This window comes from Streptomyces sp. ICC1 (genome assembly GCF_003287935.1).
Classification (GTDB): domain Bacteria; phylum Actinomycetota; class Actinomycetes; order Streptomycetales; family Streptomycetaceae; genus Streptomyces; species Streptomyces tritrimontium.
Genome location: NZ_CP030287.1, coordinates 6233567 through 6252100 on the forward strand (window position 1 = coordinate 6233567; position 18534 = coordinate 6252100).

Consider the following 18534-nt stretch of genomic DNA (forward strand, 5'->3'; position numbering starts at 1 on the left):
TGCGCCCGCCCCGCCGGCGAACCCGACTCCGTCCCCGGCCCCGCTACGGGGCCGGAGCGAAGTCCGCGGCCGCGATGCCGCACCAGGGGACCGTGGCCGGCGGCCAGACCGGCCCGAGCGCGTCACCGTGCTCCGTCGCCCCCGCGCGCACGCCCGGGATCCGCACCAGCACCTGGGGCCCACGCCCCGATGAAGCCGCCGAGGCCGCAGAACCAGCCCGGTCCGGCTCCGGACCCGGCTGGTCGCGGAACTCCACGGTGACCACGTACGCCCCCGGCGCCGGATAGCGGTTCACCGCCTCGACCGAGGCCGCCACCCGCCGGCTTGCCGGATCGATTCGGCAGTCCGTGATCCGTACGTCTTCCCGCGCGGCCCCGGCCGGCCGCGCGGTCGGCGCACCGCCGGCCCACACGTACAGCCCCAGCGGGGCGAAGACCAGCAGTCCCGCCACGGACACCAGGGCGACCAGCCAGCCCTGCCACTTCAACGCACTCACGCCCATGGGACGATCCTCCCGGCCGCCCGCCCCGCCCACCAGCACCCACGGGCCCACACAGCATTTCGAAGTGGGACCGCCTCGTCACCTCGCGTTCACTCAACTCATCGCGGAATGTGGGTTTCCGCGAGCACTCTGCACCCGTGAGACGCATCCTAGGAATCGCCCTGGCGGTCCTCCTGATCGGCGGCGTGATAACCGCCATCGTCATCGGGGGCAAGAAGCCGGAGGGCACGGCAACGAAGACCGTGCGTGGCGTCATCGGTTCGGAGAAGTCCGAGTTCTTCCGCGACCCCGACGTCGTCAAGGCCCTGAAGGACAAGGGCTACACCGTGAAGGCGGAGACCTCGGGCTCCTGGGCGATGGACCAACTCGCCCTCAAGGAGTTCGACTTCGCCTTCCCCAGCAGCAGTGAACCCGCCAAGGAGATCGAGGCCTCGGCCGGGGTGAAGGGCGCCCAGAACACCAAGCCGTTCTTCTCCCCGCTCGTCGTCATCGCCCGCTCCAACGCCGCCAAGGTCCTCGCCGACCGCGGCCTCGTGAAGATGAACGGCAAGAACTCCGGCACGCTCCTCCTCGGCCCCTACCTGAAGGCCGCCGGCGAGGACAGGAAGTGGCAGGAGCTCCAGGGCGGCACCACCGCCTACCCCGAGCTGACCGGCACGGTGTTCATCAAGACCACCGACCCGGCCACCTCCAACTCGGGCGCGCTCTTCCTCGCCGCCACCTCGAACGTGGCCAACAACTCCACCGTCGTCTCCGACGACGCGGGCATCGAGCGGACCGCGCCCCTGCTGCGCAAGCTGATCTCCGTGCAGGGCGCCCTGGAGCCGAGCACCGACGACCCGTTCCGGGCCTTCATCAGCGGCAGCGGCGAACCGCTCATCCTCGCCTACGAGTCCCAGGTGGCCAGCCTGCTCCTGCAGAAGCAGACATCGGGGGACGTCGCCGGCATGGTGGTGCTCTATCCGGACACCACCGTCAACTCCCCGCACACCTTCGTGCCGATCAGCGAGAAGGCCAAGGACCTCGGCAGCCTGCTGGCCACCGACCCGAAGCTGCGCGAGCTCGCGATCCGCCACGGGTTCCGGCCGCAGGAGGGGGTGGCCGAGTTCACCGCCGCCACCGCGCCGCACGCCGCGTACCTCAACCCGGGGCTGACCGGCATCCGCCAGGTCGGCGCACCGACCGTCAAGATCCTGATGGCGCTGGCCGCGCGCACCAAGGGATAGGGGGACCACACCATGACACTGACACCACCGCAGGACGCGCCGCTCGTCCTCACCGCTCCCGAGCCCGTCGCCCCCGTCAAGCGGGAGCAGGCCGCCGGCCTCGTACCGCTCCAGGACGGGGTGCGCGAGGAGATGGCGCGCCGGGCCGGGGAGTACGTCGGCTCGCTGGCCGGCATCGACAGCCGCTCCCCCGAGTTCGCGAACCGGATCGGGGAGATCGCGGCCCTCGGCTCCGCCGACATCCGCGGCGCCGCCCAGCAGTCCAACCGGATGCTGGAGCGGGCCGTACGCTCGCTCGGCGCGGACGGCGGCGGCGACGCCCAGGCCCGCGTGGCGGGCTCGCTGGTCGAACTGCGGCGCACCGTCGAGGACCTGGACCCGAGCGAGAGCGCGGGCAGCTCGACGAAGGGCGTGCGCAAGTTCCTCTCGAAGCTGCCCGGCGGCAACAAGTTCCGCGACCACGTGGCGAAGTACGCCTCCTCGCAGGCGACCCTCAACCGGATCGTCGGCGCGCTGCGCGGCGGCCAGGACGAACTGCGCCGCGACAGCGCCGCCCTGCACACCGAGCGCGCGCGCCTGTGGGAGACCATGGGCAAGCTCCAGGAGTACGCGGTGCTCACCGAGGCCCTGGACGCGGCCGTCGAGCAGCGGATCGCCGAGCAGGGCGACCCGCAGCAGGCCGACGCGCTGCGCGTGGACGTGCTGTTCCCCGTCCGGCAGAAGCACCAGGACCTGCTGACCCAGCTGGCCGTCTGCGCGCAGGGCTACCTGGCGATGGACGTGGTGCGCCGCAACAACGAGGAGCTGATCAAGGGCGTCGACCGGGCCGCGACCACCACGGTGTCCGCGCTGCGGATCGCCGTGATGCTGGCCTCGGCGCTGAACACCCAGGACGAGGTGAGCCGCCAGATCAACACCCTGCGCGATACGACCGAGTCCCTGATCCGCGGCAACGCGGACATGCTGGCCACGCAGAGCGGGGAGATCCAGCGGATCGCCGCCGACCCCGCGGTCGGCGCGGAGACGCTGCGCACGGCCTTCGCGCAGATCTACAAGACGCTGGACACGATCGACACCTTCAAGGTGCAGGCCACCGAGAGCATGGCGGCCACCGTGGAGTCCCTGACCGGTGAACTGCGGGACGCCTCGGCGTACTTGGCGCGCACCCGCAACGCGAGCGCCCTGGAAGGCGGAGCCCGATGAACGGCACCAGGATCCGTGGCGCCGTGGTGCGCAGACGGCTGGCGGCGGCCGTGGCCCTGGCCGCGACCCTGCTCGGGGCGGGCGCGTGCACCTCCGGGGGGACGCCGGACAAGCCGAAGCAGACGGTGTACCAGGAAGGCAAGCTGCGCGTGCTGGCCTCCAGCGAGCTGGCCGACATGGACGAGGTGCTGAAGGCGGCGAAGACCGCCACGGGGGTCAGCGTGGAGCTGACCCTGTCCGGCACCCTCGACGCGGTCGAGCAGATCGCCTCCGGCGCGGCGGACGGCAAGTACGACGCCGTCTGGCTCTCCTCCAACGACTACCTGCGGCTGCGGCCCGAGGCGGCGGGGAAGCTGTCGAGCGAGACCCCGGTGATGTCCTCGCCCGTCGCCATCGGGGTGAAGCCGCAGGCGCTGGCCCGGCTGGGCTGGAAGCCCGGGGAGGTCACCTGGTCGGCGGTGCACGAGGCCGTCTCCACCGGGAAGCTGGCCTACGGGATGACCGATCCCGTGCGCTCCAACTCCGGCTTCTCCGCGCTGGTCTCCGTCGCGTCGGGGCTCTCGGGCGCGCAGGCGGCGCTGACGGACGCGGACGTGGCGAAGGCGCAGCCGAAACTGAAGGAGTTCTTCACCGGGCAGAAGCTGACCTCGGGCTCCTCGGGCTGGCTGGCGGCCGCCTACACCAAGCGCGGGGACGTCGACGCGCTGGTGAACTACGAGTCGGTGCTGCTGTCCCTGAACCGGGACGCGAAGACGGACCTGACGGTGATCCGGCCGCTCGACGGCGTGGTCACCGCCCACTACCCGCTGACCCTGCTGACCTCGGCCCCGTCCGGCGCCCGCGAGTCGGGGCGGGTGCTGACCGACTACCTGCGCGGCGCCGAGGCCCAGAAGGCGATCACCGAGAAGACCTTCCGGCGGCCCGTCGGGGCCGGCGTGGCCCCGGCGGCCCCGCTGAACGCGGACAAGCGGCGCGAGCTGCCCTTCCCGGGCACCCGGTCGGTCGCGGACGGGCTGCTGGCCAGCTACGAGAACGAGCTGCGCCGCCCCTCGCGCACGGTGTACGTCCTGGACACCTCGGGCTCGATGGCCGAGGAGGACCGCATCGGACGGCTGAAGACGGCGCTCACCGATCTGACGGGGAGCGGGACCTCGGGGACCGGGCACCGGTTCCGGGACCGCGAGGAGGTGACGCTGCTGCCCTTCGGCGACAAGGTGAAGAAGGTGCTGACGCACGTGGTCGAGCCCGGGAACCCCGGACCGGCCCTGGACGCGATCCGGGGTGACGTGAAGTCGCTGCAGCCGCAGGGGGGCACGGCCGTGTACGGCAGCCTGAAGGCGGCGTACCAGCACCTGGGGCAGGGCAACGCGGACGCCTTCACCTCGATCGTGCTGATGACGGACGGGCAGAGCGGCGACAAGGTGAAGGACTTCGACACCTTCTACGCGGGGCTGCCGGAGGCGCAGAAGCACACGCCGGTCTTCGCGGTGCTGTTCGGCGACTCGGACCGCAAGGAGCTCACCCACATCACCGAACTGACCGGCGGGCGGCTCTTCGACGCCACCGACGGCAACGGTTCCCTGGACGGAGCCTTCGAGGAGATCCGTGGCTACCAGTAGGACGTCCGGGATCCTCGGGTACCTGGAGTCGAAGAAGAACCTGGCCGGCAGCGCCTGCGGCGTGGTCGGGGTGGGCCTGACGCTGGCCGGGGTGGCCGGCACGTACTGGCCGGTCGTGGTCGGCGGACTGTACGCGGCGGGCGCGCTCATCGCCCCGCCGGACGTGCCCGCACCCCCGGTGCCCCCGGAGCCCGCCGAGCAACTGGGCTTCGTACGGGAGGACTTCGCGCGGCTGCGGGAGTACGTCGGCGAGGTGGACCTGCCGGCGGAGCCGGCCGGGATCCTGGCCGAGCTGCTGGCGCTGTACGCGGCGATGCTGGAGCCGGGCTGGGTGGCCGGCGTCCTGGCCGGCGACCCGGAGGCGGTGCACGCGCTGACGCGGGCGATCCGGACGGACGTCCCGGAGTGCGTGGACACCTACAACCGGACCCGCTGGTGGACCAGGCTCACGCCGGGCGGGGAATCGCCGGAGCGCCACCTGGAGCGGCAGCTGTCGCTGCTGCGCGAGGAGGCGGAACGCGTGACGGCGGACCTCCGTGAAACGGAGGCCCGCCGCCAGCAGACGCACACGACCTATTTGGAAGGCCGCAGGGAAACCTGAGTCGGGGAATCCCGCGTCGACCCGCGGCCGGGGACAGCCGGCCGCAGGAGCTTCATGTGAGTGGCCGGGTTCAGCCGAGGCGCTCGACCAGGGCCTCGTACTGGTCCCACAGCTCCTTCGGCGTGTGGTCGCCGTAGGTGTTCAGGTGCGCCGGGACCAGCGAGGCCTCGTCGCGCCAGACCTCCTTGTCGACCGTGAGGAGGAACTCCAGGTCGGCGGCGGGCAGGTCCAGGCCGTCGGTGTCCAGGGAGGCCACGGTCGGCAGGATGCCGATCGGGGTCTCCACGCCCTCCGCGGTGCCGTCGAGGCGCTCGACGATCCACTTCAGGACGCGGCTGTTCTCGCCGAAGCCGGGCCACACGAACTTGCCCGCGTCGTTCTTGCGGAACCAGTTCACGTAGTAGATCTTCGGGAGCTTGGACTGGTCCTTGCCCTTGGCCACGTCGACCCAGTGACCCATGTAGTCGCCCATGTTGTAGCCGCAGAACGGCAGCATGGCGAAGGGGTCGCGGCGCAGCTCGCCGACCTTGCCCTCGGCGGCGGCGGTCTTCTCGGACGCGATGTTCGAGCCGATGAAGACGCCGTGGTTCCAGTCGAAGGACTCGGTGACCAGCGGCACGGCGGAGGCGCGGCGGCCGCCGAAGAGGATCGCGGAGATCGGGACGCCCTTGGGGTCCTCCCACTCGTCGGCGATCGTCGGGCACTGGGAGGCCGGGACGGCGAAGCGGGCGTTGGGGTGGGCCGCCGGGGTGTCGCTCTCCGGGGTCCAGTCGTTGCCCTTCCAGTCGATGAGGCGGGCGGGCGCCTCTTCGGTCATGCCCTCCCACCAGACGTCGGAGCCGTCGGGGGTGAGCGCGACGTTGGTGAAGACGGTGTTGGCGTACATCGTCTTCATGGCGTTGGCGTTGGTGTGCTCGCCGGTGCCGGGCGCGACGCCGAAGAAGCCGGCCTCGGGGTTGATCGCGTACAGGCGACCGTCCTCGCCGAAGCGCATCCAGGCGATGTCGTCACCGACGGTCTCGACGGTCCAGCCGGGGATCGTGGGCTCCAGCATGGCCAGGTTCGTCTTGCCGCAGGCGCTCGGGAACGCGGCGGCGATGTACCTGGGCTCGACCGAGCCGGCGGCGGAGGCCGGCGGGGTGAGCTTGAGGATCAGCATGTGCTCGGCGAGCCAGCCCTCGTCGCGCGCCATGACGGACGCGATGCGCAGCGCGTAGCACTTCTTGCCGAGCAGGGCGTTGCCGCCGTAGCCCGATCCGTAGGACCAGATCTCGCGGGTCTCGGGGAAGTGCGAGATGTACTTGGTGGTGTTGCACGGCCACGGCACGTCGGCCTGGCCCTCGGCGAGCGGAGCGCCGAGGGTGTGGACGGCCTTGACGAAGAACCCGTCGGTGCCGAGCTCGTCGAGGACGGGCTTGCCCATGCGGGTCATGGTGCGCATGGCGACGGCGACGTAGGCGGAGTCGGTGATCTCGACGCCGATCGCGGAGAGCTCGGAGCCGAGCGGGCCCATGCAGAAGGGCACCACGTACATGGTGCGGCCCTTCATGGAGCCGCGGAAGATGCCGCCCTCCTCGCCCTTGCCGGCGAAGCCCCCCTCACCGGTAAAAAGGGCCTTCATCTCGGAGGGGGCCTTCCAGTGGTTGGTCGGGCCCGCGTCCTCCTCCTTCTCGGAGCAGATGAAGGTCCGGTCCTCGACGCGCGCGACGTCGGAGGGATCGGAGGCGGCGTAGTACGAGTTCGGGCGCTTGGCCGGGTCCAGCTTCTTGAAGGTGCCCTTGGAGACGAGCTCCTCGCAGAGGGCCTCGTACTCGGACTCCGAGCCGTCACACCAGACGATGCGGTCCGGCTGGGTGAGGGCCGCGATGTCGCCGACCCAGGAGACCAGCTCCTGGTGGTTGGTCGGGACGTCGGAAGTGGTGCCAGCCGCGATGTCGCGCGCCACGATCGCTCCTTGTTGAGGGGTTTGATTGGTGTTGCCCCGTGGGGGCCGCGACCCGGACGCTTCGCGCTCCGCTCATCCGGTGCCGACCGCACTCATCTGATCATCCGGTGGATGTGCGCATATGTCCAGAGGGCCTCTCACGTGAGCATCGCCACTCCGGTCAATCTTCCGTAAAGCGCACTAACGGAAACCTACGCAACCGTAGGTAGCATGGCCGGCATGACTTCTGACGCCGCTGCCGTGGCCGCTCCGGTGGTCGAACCGGCCGATCCGGAGGCCGATCCGGAGGCCAAGCCGCTCATGCGCGGCTGGCTGCACACCGGCATGTTCCCCGCCGTGGTGATCGCCGGCCTCGTCCTCATGGCATTCACCGACTCGACCCGGGCCCGGGTCGCGTGCGGGGTGTACGTCCTCACCGCGTGCCTGCTCTTCGGCGTCAGCGCCGTGTACCACCGGGGTACGTGGGGTCCGCGCGGCGAGGCCGTCCTGCGGCGGCTCGACCACGCCAACATCTTCCTGATCATCGCGGGCACGTACACACCGCTGACCGTGCTGCTCCTGCCCGACTCCAGCGGGCGGACCCTGCTGTGGGCGGTCTGGATCGCGGCGGCGGCCGGCATCGCCTTCCGCGTCTTCTGGGTCGGCGCCCCGCGCTGGCTGTACACCCCCTGCTACATCGCGATGGGCTGGGCGGCCGTCTTCTTCCTCCCCGAGTTCATGCGGACCGGCGGGATCACGGTCCTGGTGCTCGTCATCGTGGGCGGACTCCTCTACAGCGCCGGCGGGGTCATCTACGGCATGAAGCGCCCGAACCCCTCCCCGCGCTTCTTCGGCTTCCACGAGGTGTTCCACTCGCTGACGCTCGCCGCGTTCGTGGCGCACTACGTCGGCATCTCACTGGCCGCCTACTCGCACTAGCGCCGTGACCAGGCCACGACCGGGGGCCGGCCGCGTGCGCGGCGGGGCCCCCGGTCGTGGCCGGCCGCGTCAGGGGCGGGCCGTCCCCAGCTGATCCGCGAGCTCGGCCGGATCCGTCGTGGGGCGGGCGCAGACGAAGTGCCGGCAGACGTACGCCGTCGAGAGCCCGTCCACGAGGGTCCGCTCGGCGAGCAGCGGGAACTCGCCGCCGCTGCCGTCCGCCGCCTGCGGCAGACCGGTCGCCACCACCGCCCCGGGAGCCGTACCCAGCAGCGCGGTGCGGTGCAGCGCCTCCCGCGCCCGGTCCTGCGGATGCCCGACGACGGCGACCTCGCGCGGCCCGTCGACGAGCGCCTCGGCCACCGCCAGCCCGTGCCCGATGAAGCGCGGCGCGCGCGGCCCGAGCGCGTGCACCACGGCCAGCGCCCGCTCGGCCGCCGTGCGGTGCGGCTCCGAGCCGGTGTGCGCGGCGTACGAGAGCAGCGCGCCGGCGGCGGCGGTCCAGCCGGAGGGGGCGGCGGTGTCGGTCGGGTCCTGGGGCCGGCGGATCAGCCGCTCCGCGTCGTGCGCGGTGTCGTACAGCGTCCCGTCCTCGGCGGTGAACCGGTCCAGGACCAGGTCCACGAGGAACCCGGCGAACTCCAGCCAGACCCCTTCGCCGGTGACCGCGGCCAGCGCCAGGAACCCCTCCGCCACGTCCCCGTAGTCCTCCAGCACGCCGGCGTTGGCCCCGACCTGCCCGTCCCTGCTCGTCCGCGCCAGCCGGGCCCGCCCGGCCGCCGCGTCGAAGTGGACCCGTACGAGGAGGTCCGCGGCCTCGGTGGCCCGCTCGACCAGGTCGGGCCGGTCGAAGAAGGCCCCGCACTCGGCGAGGGCGGCGACGGCCAGTCCGTTCCAGGCGGCGACGATCTTGTCGTCGCGCCCGGGCGCGGGCCGGGCGTCGCGGGCGGCCAGCAGCCGCTCCTTGATGCCCGCGAGCCGCTCCGGGGCGATGTCCGGGCCGTCGGCGGGGAGTTGCAGCACGGACGCCCCGTGCTCGAAGGTCCCCTCCCCGGTCACCCCGAAGCAGGCGGCGGCGAGCGCCGCCTCCTCCTCGCCGAGCACCTCGCGCAGCTGGGCGGGGGTCCAGGCGTAGTAGGCCCCTTCCACGTGCTTCCCGGTGGCCGGGTCCTCGCTGTCGGCGTCGAGGGCGGAGGCGAAGCCGCCCTCGGAGGTGCGCAGTTCGCGGACCATGAAGTCGGCGGTCTCCAGGGCCACGCGCCGGGCGAGCTCCGATCCGGTCGACCGCCACAGGTGTGCGTACACCCGACAAAGCAGGGCGTTATCGTAGAGCATCTTTTCGAAATGCGGTGTCACCCACTCCCGGTCCACGGAGTAGCGCGCGAACCCACCCCCGAGCTGGTCGTAGATGCCACCCCGAGCCATGGCTTCACACGTGTCGGCGGCCATCTGCAGCGCCCCCTCGGACCCGGTCCGGGCGTGGTGGCGCAGCAGGAACTCCAGCACCATGGACGGCGGGAACTTCGGCGCCCCGCCGAATCCGCCGTGCACGGAATCGAACTCCCGCGTCAGGCCGAGCAGCGCCTGCGCGAGCTCCTCGGGACCGGGCGTGCCCGCCTTCCCGTAGTCGAGCTTGCGCCCCGCGAGGTCCCGTACGATCCGCTGCGCGACCTCGGCGACCTCCTCGGGCCGCCCCACCCAGGCGGTCCGCACGCCTTCGAGGACATGCATGAAGGACGGCATGCCGTGCTTGGGCTCGGGCGGGAAGTAGGTGCCGAAGTAGAAGGGCTCGGCGTCGGGGGTCAGGAACACGGTCATGGGCCACCCGCCCTGCCCGGTGGCCGCCTGCACGGCCTCCATGTAGACGGCGTCGATGTCGGGGCGCTCCTCGCGGTCCACCTTGACGTTGACGAAGTGCTCGTTCATGTAGACGGCCGTCAGCTCATCCTCGAAGGACTCGTTGGCCATGACATGACACCAATGACAGCTCGAGTAACCGACGCTCAGCAGGACGGGCACCCCCCGCTCCCGCGCCTCCGCGAAGGCCTCCGGGGACCAGGGCCACCAGTCGACGGGGTTGTCGGCGTGCTGGAGCAGGTAGGGGGAGGTCTCGTTCGCGAGGCGGTTCGGCATGGGGCCATCCTGCCGCACCGGGTCACCGCGCCCGACGACCCCGGCGCCGGTGTCCCGCCCCGGGTCGGTCAGTGGCGCAGGAGGGGGGCCAGGGTCTCGGTCCAGGTGGTGCGGGTGCGGGTCCAGGTGGCGGCGCAGTCGGAGCGGGCCGGGGTGGCGAGGTCCTTGTGCTCGGCGGGGAACGCGCCCTGGACGGCGCAGCGGTGGGACTCCGCGCGGGCGGCGTCCGGGGCGTGCACGTCCGTGGGATCGGGGGGCTGCTCGGCGGCCCCGGCGTCGTAGGCGCGGGCTGCCGTCAGGAGGGTGTCGTCGCCCTCGGGGTCGCGGGTCAGCAGCGCGACCTGGGCGAAGCGGTCGGCGGCGTCCTCCTCGGCGCGGTCCCCCTCGTCCGGGAGGTCCAGCGCGTCGATGAGGGCGTGGCCCGCCTCGTGGTACAGCGTCTCCCGGACGGTCTCGGCGAGGTCCTCGTCACGGCCGAACAGGTCGCGCTGCTCGGTCAGATCGTCGTAGCAGAGCTCGATGCGGCGGGTCTCGGGGTCGTAGCCGGTGCCCTCGCCGTGGCAGGACCGGGCGACCACGGTGACCCGGTGAGGGAGCTCGACGTAGTCGTTGAGGTCGTCGACGGTGAGCTCGACGAGGCCCCAGCTGGTCAGGAAGCGGTGGTGGGGCCGGTCGGCCGCCACGGGCTTCTCGTAGCGGACCGCGAAACCCTGTTCCGGCAGGGGGGCTTGCGGCCAATCGCAGCAGGTCGCCGCGGAGAGCAGCGCCGCGGCCGCGCACAGTTCCCGAGTCCCCCAGCGTCTGCCCACCCGACCACCCTATGCGACCGGTTGAGCGTCAACTCCCTCTGAACTAGCTCAGATTCCCTCGCGCTCGCGACCGTACCGAAGGACACTTGTGACACGGTGCCGGAGCTCTCTGAGGGGGATGCCGATGCGGGACAGCCATCGCGGTGAGGCCGAGCGACTGCTGGGACGGGCCGTGGACGAGGAAGCCCGGCGGGGCGCGGGCGGGGCCGCCGGGACCCCGGAGGCCAAGGCGGCGCTGCTCGCCCGCGGCAAGGAGGCGCTGGACGCGCTCGCGGCGAGCGCCTCCGCCGAGTACGAGGCGTACGCACGGGCCCTGGACGAGGCCGCGGCGGGGGACGAGTCGCTGGGCGAGGCCTTCCGGCGTGCGAACACCTCGACGGCGCTGCTGGTGACGGCCGTGGCCGCGGCCGCCGCGGTCGGGGCCGACCTGGCCTTCGGCGTGGCGCTCGGCACGGCGCTGACCGCCGGGGCCGTCACGGGCGTGGCCGGGGCCACGGCCACCGTCGTCAAGGTGACCGCCCTGCACCTGCCGGCCGCGAACCGGCGCGCCGGTGAGCTGGGCCGCCCGGGCGGCACGGAGCAGCTGAAGCTGCAGTGGCTGTCGGCCCTGGAGGTGCGCGGGATACGGCCGTTCCTGGAGCAGCAGCGCAAGGTGGCGGCCGCGGCCGCCCGCGCCACCCACTCCTCCCCCGGCCACACGAACGGGAGCACCGGGGGCGGCTCCGCCGCCCGCCCCACCAACCGCAGCGCCGAGGCCCGCAGGCGGAGCATGCTGGAGCAGTCCTTCGGCCAGCTCCCCGAGCTCGACGGGGTGTTCGCGGGCCGGCGGGCGGAGCTGGCCCGGATCGCGCAGTGGGTGCAGTCCGCCCGGGCCAGCACCGAGACCCGCCCGGTGGTCGTGGTGCTGCACGGCGAGCCCGGCGTGGGCCGCACCACGCTGGCGCTGCACGCCGCGCAGGCGCTGCGGGACCAGTTCAAGGGTGCCTGCGTGGTGGACCTGCGGGGCGGGGCGGCCGAGACTCCGCTGCCGACCCGCGAGGCGCTGCTGCACCTGATGAACCGGCTCGGCGCCCCCCGGGAGCAGCTGCTCTTCCGGGAGGGCTCCTCGGCGGAGCAGCAGGTGCGCAGGCTCGGCGAGCTGTACCACCAGCACCTGCAGGGCACGCCGGTGACGGTGGTCCTGGACGACGCCGTCGACGCCGCGCAGGTACGGACGCTCGTGCCCGAGCGCTCCGAGAGCCTGGTCCTGGTCACGGCACGGGAGCCGCTGGACCTGGCCGCGGGCCAGGCGGCCTGGGTGTACCAGCTGCCGGTGTCGCGGCTCACGGCGGAGGCGGGCGCCGAGGTGGTCCGGGCGTCCGCGGGGCCCTCGGCGGCCGACAGGCCCTCGGGGCGCCGCGCGGTCCCGAGGGGGGCCAGTACGCGCAGCGCCAGCGGCAGCCCCGCACCCAGCGCGAGCAGCCCCCGCAAGGTCTCCTCGGGCTCGGAGATGTGTCAAAGAGACAGTTCCTGCGGAATGCGGCGAACAGGACGCTCACGCCCAGCCTCCTTGCTTGCGGCGGGTGCGGCGCAGCAGCCAGAAGAAGAACGGGCTGCCGAGCAGGGCGGTCAGCACGCCGAGCGGCAGCTCGGCGGGCTGGGCGAGGGTCCGCGCGGCCAGGTCTGCGGCGACGAGCACCACGGCCCCGGCGAGCGCGCTGCCCGGGACCAGGAATCGGTGGCCGGGGCCGTTGGCCATGCGCAGCAGGTGCGGGACGAGGAGCCCGACGAAGGTGATGATGCCGGCCACGGCGACCGCGGCCGCCGTCAGCAGCGCGACGACCAGGATCAGCGCGAGCCGCAGCCGCTCCACGTCGACGCCGAGGTGGCGGGCCGGCCGCTCACCGAGCGAGAGCAGGTCCAGCTTGCCCGCGTAGAAGGGGGCGACCAGCAGGCCGGCGAGGGCGCAGGGCAGGACGGCGAGGACCTTGGGCCAGGTGGCCTGGGCGAGGGAGCCGAGCTGCCAGAAGGTGATCTGGTTGACCTGGCCGCTGTCCGCGAAAAAGATGAACAGGCCGATCAGGGCGCCCGCGAAGGCGTTGACGGCGATGCCGGTGAGGATGAGGGTGACGACCTCCGTCTTGCCGCCGTTGCGGGAGAGCAGGTAGACGGCGCCGACGGTGATGAGCCCTGCGACGAACGCGCAGGCGGTGACGGTCCAGTTGCCGAAGAAGCTCAGGCCCAGCCCGATCGCGGCGACCGCGCCGACGGCGGCGCCCGCCGAGATCCCGATGACCCCGGGCTCGGCGAGGGGGTTGCCGAACACCCCCTGCATCAGTGCTCCGGCGCAGCCCAGGCTGGCCCCGACGAGCAGGGCGAGCACCACGCGGGGCAGCCGTACGTTCCACAACACGCTCTCGCCGACCCGGTCGAGGGCGGCGCCCCCGAGCCCGAGGCGGTGCTGCACCGAGCCGAGCACGTCGCCGAGCGGGATCTCGTAGGCCCCGACCCCGGCGGAGACGAGCGCGAGCAACAGGAGGACGCCGGCGAGGGCGGCGCTGAGCAGCATCGAGCGGGCCGGGCGGAAGCCGGCGCGGCCGGCGGCCGCCGGGGTGCCCGCCGAGCTGCCCGCCGGGGTCCCGGCCGCCGCGTCGTCCTGCGTGCCGGGGGCCGCGCCGTGCGGCGCGGCCCCCGGCACCTTGTCGTGGGAAATCGTCACGTCATACCTTGCCGTAGAGCTGTGTGATCAGAGAGGTCAGGGCCTGGTCGGTGCGCGGACCGTAGTTCAGCAGCACCCCGTCGTCGACGGTGATCACCCGCCGGTCCATCCCGGCGGGGGTCTGCGCGATGCCCGGGATCTTCACCAGGCCGTCCATGCCGCCGACCGACTCCAGGCCCTTGGACATGACCAGGATCGCGTCGGGCGCGGCGGCCGCCAGGGCCTCGCTCGTGATCGGGGTGAAGTCCTTGCCGAGCCCGGACTCCGTGCCGGTGTCCACCGCGCCGGCCGCGTCCAGCAGGGAGCCGGCGCCGGAGTCGGAGCCGCCCATCAGGTACACGGAGGCGGTGCCGCGCAGGTAGAGGAAGGCCACGCGCGGCTTCTTCCCCGAGGCGGGCAGGCCCTTGCGGGCGGTGGCGATGCGCTCGGCGGTGCGCTGGTTCAGCTGCGTCCCGGCCTCCTTGACGCCGAGCGCGGCGGCGACCGCGTCGGTGCGCTTCGCCACGTCGTCCAGGGACTTGGCCGGGGCCACCACGAGCAGCGGGATGCCGGCGTCGCGGATCTGCTGGATCGCCTCGGCGGGGCCGGAGGTGGTCTCGGCCAGCACCAGCGTCGGGCGCAGCGACAGCACGCTCTCGGCGGAGACGTCGTGGCCCCGCGTCACCACGGGGAGGTCCGCCGCCTGTTCGAAGGTGGCGGTGATGTCCCGGGCGACGACCTTGGGGCCGAGCCCGAGGGTGTACACGATCTCGTTCAGGCTGCCGGTCAGCGGCACCACCCGGTCCGCCGAGGCGACGGTGACCCGGGCGCCGTCCGCGGAGGCCACGGTCGCGGGAAGCACCGGTACGGGCGCCTGGGCGAGCGGCTCCACCCGGTCCGGGACGGCGGGGGCGCCGGCTCCGGGGGCGGAGGGGGTGGCCGTACCCCCGCAGGCCGCCACGCCGAACGCCAGGACCAGTGAGGTCACGGCAAGGGCGAGGCGGGGCATGCGGGTTGACGCGGCGGGCGTAGGCACGAAGGCACCGTCCTGATCGTCCGACTGGAAGCGGGATTGGCTGGAAAAGCATCCCGGTTCACCGTTCAAGTTCCGGGTGCCCGGGGGTTTCCCGCCCGGCCGGATGTAGCTTAGGTTAGCCTAACCTCGTCTGCTAGACCCTGGAGGGGACATTCATGTCCGCAAGACCCGCCCGTGCTTCCGCCGTCGCCCTGCTGGCGACCCTGGCGGCCCTGCTGGGAGCCCTGCTCCCGGCGACCGCCGCCCAGGCCGCGGACCGCACCGTGGAGGGCGGCCGACTTGACTGGGGCATCAAATCCTCCTTCCAGAGCTATGTCACCGGGCCGGTGGCCAAGGGCGGGTTCAAGCTGAAGAGCGGCGCCGCCACCGTCGGCGGCAGCCTGTTCCGCTTCCACTCGGCGAACGGCTCCTACGACCCGGACGCGGGCTCGCTGCAGGCCTCCTTCAGCGGCGGCGTCACCTTCCAGGGCCACCAGAAGCCTGACGGCACGTACGAGCTGGAACTCAGCGTCAGCCGCCCCACCGTCAAGATCAGCGGCGGCAGCGGCACCCTCTACGCGGACGTCTCCAGCAAGGCCAAGGAGGGCGGAGCGGTCACCACCGCCTCCCAGGTCCCCTTCGCCAAGCTGGGCCTGGGCGCGGTGAACATGAAGGGCGGCGGCACCCCGATCGCCCTCACCAACATCCCGGCCACCCTCACCGACCAGGGCGCCAAGGCCTTCGCCGGCTACTACACGGCCGGCGCCCAGCTCGACCCGATCTCGCTCTCCGTGGACGTCAAGGCCGCCCCCGCGGCCGAGCAGCCCGCGCAGACCCCGAGCGCCCCGGCCGAGACCCCGGAGGCCTCGCAGGCCCCGCAGGCCGCGGGCGCGTTCACCGACGCCGCCGTGGACTGGGGCGTACGGCGCACCTTCCGTGAGTACGTCTCCGGTTCCATCGGCCAGGGCAAGTGGGAGCTCGCCGAAGGCGCGCAGGACGGCGGCGCGCTGTTCCGCTTCCCGCAGGGCAAGGGCGTGTACGACGGCGGGAAGGGCACCCTCGACGCCGCCTTCGCCGGCTCCGTCCACTTCACCGGCGCCCACCTCGACCTGAAGCTCACCAAGTTCACCGCCAAGGTGGAGAACGGCAAGGGCGTCCTCTCCGCCGACGTCACCAGCGGTGCCGACACCAAGCCCGCGGTCCCGCTCGTCGAGTTCGACGCCAAGGGCCTCAAGACCGAGGGCGGCCTCGCCACCCTCACCGAAGCCCCGGCCACCCTCACCGAGGGCGGCGCCCAGGCCTTCAACTCGATGTACAAAGCGGGCACCGAGATGGACCCCGTCTCGCTCGCCGTCGTCCTCGACGGCGCCGCGAAGCTCCCCGCGCTGCCGAACCTCGGCTCCACCGCCTCGCCCCCGGCCCCCGCGGAGCCGGCCCCGGCCGCCGCCACGAAGGCCGAGGACACCTCGAACACCGGCCTGTACGCCGCCCTCGCGGTGGCCGTCCTGGTCCTCGCCGGCGGAGCTGCCTTCCTGGTGGTCCGCAAGCGCCGTACCGACGCGGCCGCCGCCGCGGCCGCCGGAGCGGACGGGGCCGCGGACGCCGCCGATCCCGCGCGGCGGGACTGACCGCCGGCTCCCGCCCCACGCGGCTCCTTCTTCCGCCCCCCTTTCCTTCTCTTTCCCGTCCCGTTTCAGGAGACCCCAGCCATGTCATCCAGCCGCCGCCCGGTCGCCATCGCGGCCGCCATCGCCACCGCCGCCGCGATAGGCGCCACCGCGTTCGTCCTGCCCGCCACCGCGGCGGGCCGTACGTCCGTGGCCCCCGCGGCGGGCCCGACCGCGCCGATCCCGGTCATCGGCGGCACCCTCGACTGGGGCGTCCTGGAGGCCTACCGCACCTACGTCACCACCACCGCCAAGGGTGAGATCACCGTCGCCGACGGCGCCACGAAGACCGACAAGGGCTTCCAGTTCGGCGAGGCCACCGGCCAGTACGACCCGGCCAACGGCCACGTCGTGACCGCCGCCTTCAAGGGCAGCGTCACCTTCAAGTCCGCCGCGCACCACTTCGAGGTGAAGCTGGCGAACCCGCGCATCGACACGGGCAAGAAGAAGCTCGTCGTCGACGTCACCCGCGACGGCACGCTCACCGCGGACGTCCCCTTCGCCGACGTGGCCTTCGGCCAGGGCCCGATGACCAACCTGGTCACCACCCTGACCGCGCAGGCCGGCACGCTGCTCGGCTCCGACACCTACGCGGGCAAGGCCGGTGACCCGCTGACGGCCGTGCTGAAGTTCCCGGCGCCGCCGACGAGCCCGTCGCCGTCCGTCTCCGCTTCCGCCTCCGCCTCCGTGTCGGCGTCCGCGTCCGCGTCGGCTTCGGCGTCCGCCTCGGCCTCCCCGTCGAAGTCGGCCTCCCCCTCGGCCTCCGTGAGCTCCCCGGCCACCGACGGCCCGCAGCAGATCCTCAGCGGCAAGCTGGCCTGGGGCATCAAGGAGTCCTTCCGCAAGTACGTCCAGGGCGCGGGCGGCACCGTCACCCCGGCCGACGGCGCGGTCGCCAACGGCGACAGCTTCGCCTTCGGCGCCGGCAAGGGCACCCTGGACACCAAGACGCAGAAGCTGAACGCCTCCTTCGCGGGCAACCTGCGCTTCCAGTACGCGGCCCACGGCATCGACATGACCTTCGGCAACGTCCGCATCGACACCGAGGGCGCCAAGGGCACCCTGGTCCTGGACGTGAAGACCGCCACGGCCACCAAGACCAACGTCCCCTTCGCCACGCTCGACCTGTCGAAGGCCGAGTACAAGACCAAGGACGGCCTGCTCGCCCTGAACGCCGTCCGCACGGCGCTCACCGCCGAAGGCGCCGCGGCCTTCGCCAACGACACCACCGGCTCCATGTACAAGGCCGGCGACCGGGTGGACGACGTCAACCTCACCGTCTCAGTGGACAAGGACGCGGTCCTGCCGACCAGCACCCCCACCACCGGCACGACGGCCGCGGCCACCACGGGCGGCACGGGCGGCAGCGTCGGCGGCAACCTCGCCTCCACCGGCGCCGAGATCCCGGCCGGCGCCCTGCTCGGCGCCTCCGGCGCCATCGTCGCCGCCGGTGCGGGCGCGGTGTTCATCGCGCGCAGGCGGTGTACGGCCCAGAACTGAGCCGTGCTTCAATGCCCGCGTGAACGATCTCGACGTCCTGAAGGTCTTCTGCGCGGGTGACGGCGGCCACGGCAACCTGCTCGGCGTCGTGCGCGACGGCCGCACCTGCCCCGACGACGCGTCCCGGCAGGCGCTGGCCGCCGAACTCGGCTACAGCGAGACGGTGTTCGTCGACGACCCCGAACGCGGGGTCGTCGACATCCGCACCCCCGGCACCCGGATGTCCTTCGCCGGGCACCCGCTGGTCGGAGTCGCGTGGCTGCTCGACATCGAGGAGCTCCAGCCCCCGGCGGGCACCGTATGGGCGCGCGACGACGGTGAGTTCACCTGGATCACCGCCCGCCCCGAGTGGGTCGAGGGCAAGCGCACGGAGCAGTACGCCAGCGCCGCCGAGGTCGAGGCGCTGCCCGCCCCGCCGCCGGGCGAGGGCTGGCTGTACGCCTGGGCGTGGGAGGACGAGGCCGCGGGCCGGATCCGGGCCCGCGGTTTTCCGCGTCGGCCCGACGGGGCGATCGCCGAGGACGAGGCCACCGGCTCGGCGGCGATCCTGCTGACGGCCGAGCTGAACCGGGCCCTGAACATCACCCAGGGCGCGGGATCCCAGATCCTCACCGCCCCGTGCCCGGACGGCGCGGTGGAGATCGGCGGCCGAGTCCGCTTCGACCCGGGCACCGGCTGACGGAACCTCACGCGGGCACGCCGGGCGCGCGGGGCACACC

General features: G+C 72.8%; 14 protein-coding genes and 1 pseudogene. 9 read left to right on the plus strand and 6 right to left on the minus strand.

Annotation, left to right across the window (positions count from 1 at the left end; genetic code table 11):
* Positions 1 to 43: 43 nt before the first annotated feature.
* Positions 44 to 502 carry a hypothetical protein gene (locus DRB96_RS29320; RefSeq protein ID WP_112451176.1) on the minus strand — a complete coding sequence of 153 codons (459 nt, stop codon included), beginning with the start codon at positions 500 to 502 and terminating at the stop codon, positions 44 to 46.
* A 137-nt stretch (positions 503 to 639) separates the two neighbouring features.
* Between DRB96_RS29320 and DRB96_RS29325 the strand changes: the two genes are divergently transcribed.
* Genes DRB96_RS29325 through DRB96_RS29340 form a run of 4 tightly spaced genes read left to right on the plus strand, consistent with a single transcriptional unit; the run spans position 640 to position 5151 of the window.
* Positions 640 to 1728, plus strand: coding sequence for a substrate-binding domain-containing protein (locus tag DRB96_RS29325; protein WP_239516210.1), 1089 nt, complete (start codon positions 640 to 642; stop codon positions 1726 to 1728).
* Positions 1729 to 1740: 12 nt separating this feature from the next.
* On the plus strand, positions 1741 to 2931 hold the full coding sequence (locus tag DRB96_RS29330; protein WP_112451178.1) for a toxic anion resistance protein: 1191 nt from the start codon (positions 1741 to 1743) through the stop codon (positions 2929 to 2931).
* Entirely contained in the window at positions 2928 to 4550 is a 1623-nt protein-coding gene (locus DRB96_RS29335) for a VWA domain-containing protein (protein ID WP_112451179.1), read from the plus strand. The genes DRB96_RS29330 and DRB96_RS29335 overlap by 4 nt, the downstream gene beginning before the upstream one ends.
* A complete protein-coding gene (locus DRB96_RS29340) occupies positions 4537 to 5151 on the plus strand; it encodes a hypothetical protein (protein ID WP_112451180.1) in 615 nt (204 codons plus the stop codon). Before DRB96_RS29335 ends, DRB96_RS29340 begins: the two co-directional genes overlap by 14 nt.
* 70 nt (positions 5152 to 5221) lie before the next feature.
* Here the strand turns inward: DRB96_RS29340 and DRB96_RS29345 are convergent, their stop codons facing one another.
* Positions 5222 to 7096, minus strand: coding sequence for a phosphoenolpyruvate carboxykinase (GTP) (locus tag DRB96_RS29345; protein ID WP_112451181.1), 1875 nt, complete (start codon positions 7094 to 7096; stop codon positions 5222 to 5224).
* A 210-nt stretch (positions 7097 to 7306) separates the two neighbouring features.
* Here DRB96_RS29345 and DRB96_RS29350 point away from each other — a divergent pair, with 210 nt between their 5' ends.
* On the plus strand, positions 7307 to 8014 hold the full coding sequence (locus tag DRB96_RS29350; RefSeq protein ID WP_204357840.1) for a hemolysin III family protein: 708 nt from the start codon (positions 7307 to 7309) through the stop codon (positions 8012 to 8014).
* A gap of 69 nt (positions 8015 to 8083) precedes the next feature.
* Here DRB96_RS29350 and DRB96_RS29355 read toward each other — a convergent pair whose 3' ends face one another.
* Both DRB96_RS29355 and DRB96_RS29360 read right to left on the minus strand, forming a co-directional pair.
* Positions 8084 to 10147 (minus strand): thioredoxin domain-containing protein, encoded by a 2064-nt coding sequence (locus DRB96_RS29355; RefSeq protein ID WP_162688633.1) that lies wholly within the window; start codon positions 10145 to 10147, stop codon positions 8084 to 8086.
* Positions 10148 to 10215: 68 nt separating this feature from the next.
* Complete coding sequence (locus DRB96_RS29360) at positions 10216 to 10956, minus strand: DUF4344 domain-containing metallopeptidase (RefSeq protein ID WP_112451183.1); 741 nt, start codon at positions 10954 to 10956, stop codon at positions 10216 to 10218.
* 124 nt (positions 10957 to 11080) lie between these two features.
* Here DRB96_RS29360 and DRB96_RS29365 point away from each other — a divergent pair.
* Positions 11081 to 12301, plus strand: a pseudogene (locus tag DRB96_RS29365) (ATP-binding protein); the annotation flags it as partial.
* A gap of 189 nt (positions 12302 to 12490) precedes the next feature.
* Here DRB96_RS29365 and DRB96_RS29370 read toward each other — a convergent pair.
* On the minus strand, positions 12491 to 13648 hold the full coding sequence (locus DRB96_RS29370; protein ID WP_239516946.1) for an iron ABC transporter permease: 1158 nt from the start codon (positions 13646 to 13648) through the stop codon (positions 12491 to 12493).
* Positions 13649 to 13655: 7 nt separating this feature from the next.
* Positions 13656 to 14669, minus strand: coding sequence for an ABC transporter substrate-binding protein (locus DRB96_RS29375; protein ID WP_239517774.1), 1014 nt, complete (start codon positions 14667 to 14669; stop codon positions 13656 to 13658).
* A 155-nt stretch (positions 14670 to 14824) separates the two neighbouring features.
* Here DRB96_RS29375 and DRB96_RS29380 point away from each other — a divergent pair, with 155 nt between their 5' ends.
* From DRB96_RS29380 to DRB96_RS29390, 3 genes are all read left to right on the plus strand, one after another.
* Entirely contained in the window at positions 14825 to 16276 is a 1452-nt protein-coding gene (locus DRB96_RS29380) for an HtaA domain-containing protein (RefSeq protein ID WP_112451185.1), read from the plus strand.
* 81 nt (positions 16277 to 16357) lie between these two features.
* Positions 16358 to 17815 (plus strand): HtaA domain-containing protein, encoded by a 1458-nt coding sequence (locus tag DRB96_RS29385; RefSeq protein WP_112451186.1) that lies wholly within the window; start codon positions 16358 to 16360, stop codon positions 17813 to 17815.
* 19 nt (positions 17816 to 17834) lie between these two features.
* Positions 17835 to 18494, plus strand: coding sequence for a PhzF family phenazine biosynthesis protein (locus DRB96_RS29390; protein ID WP_112451187.1), 660 nt, complete (start codon positions 17835 to 17837; stop codon positions 18492 to 18494).
* The last annotated feature ends 40 nt before the right edge of the window (positions 18495 to 18534 follow it).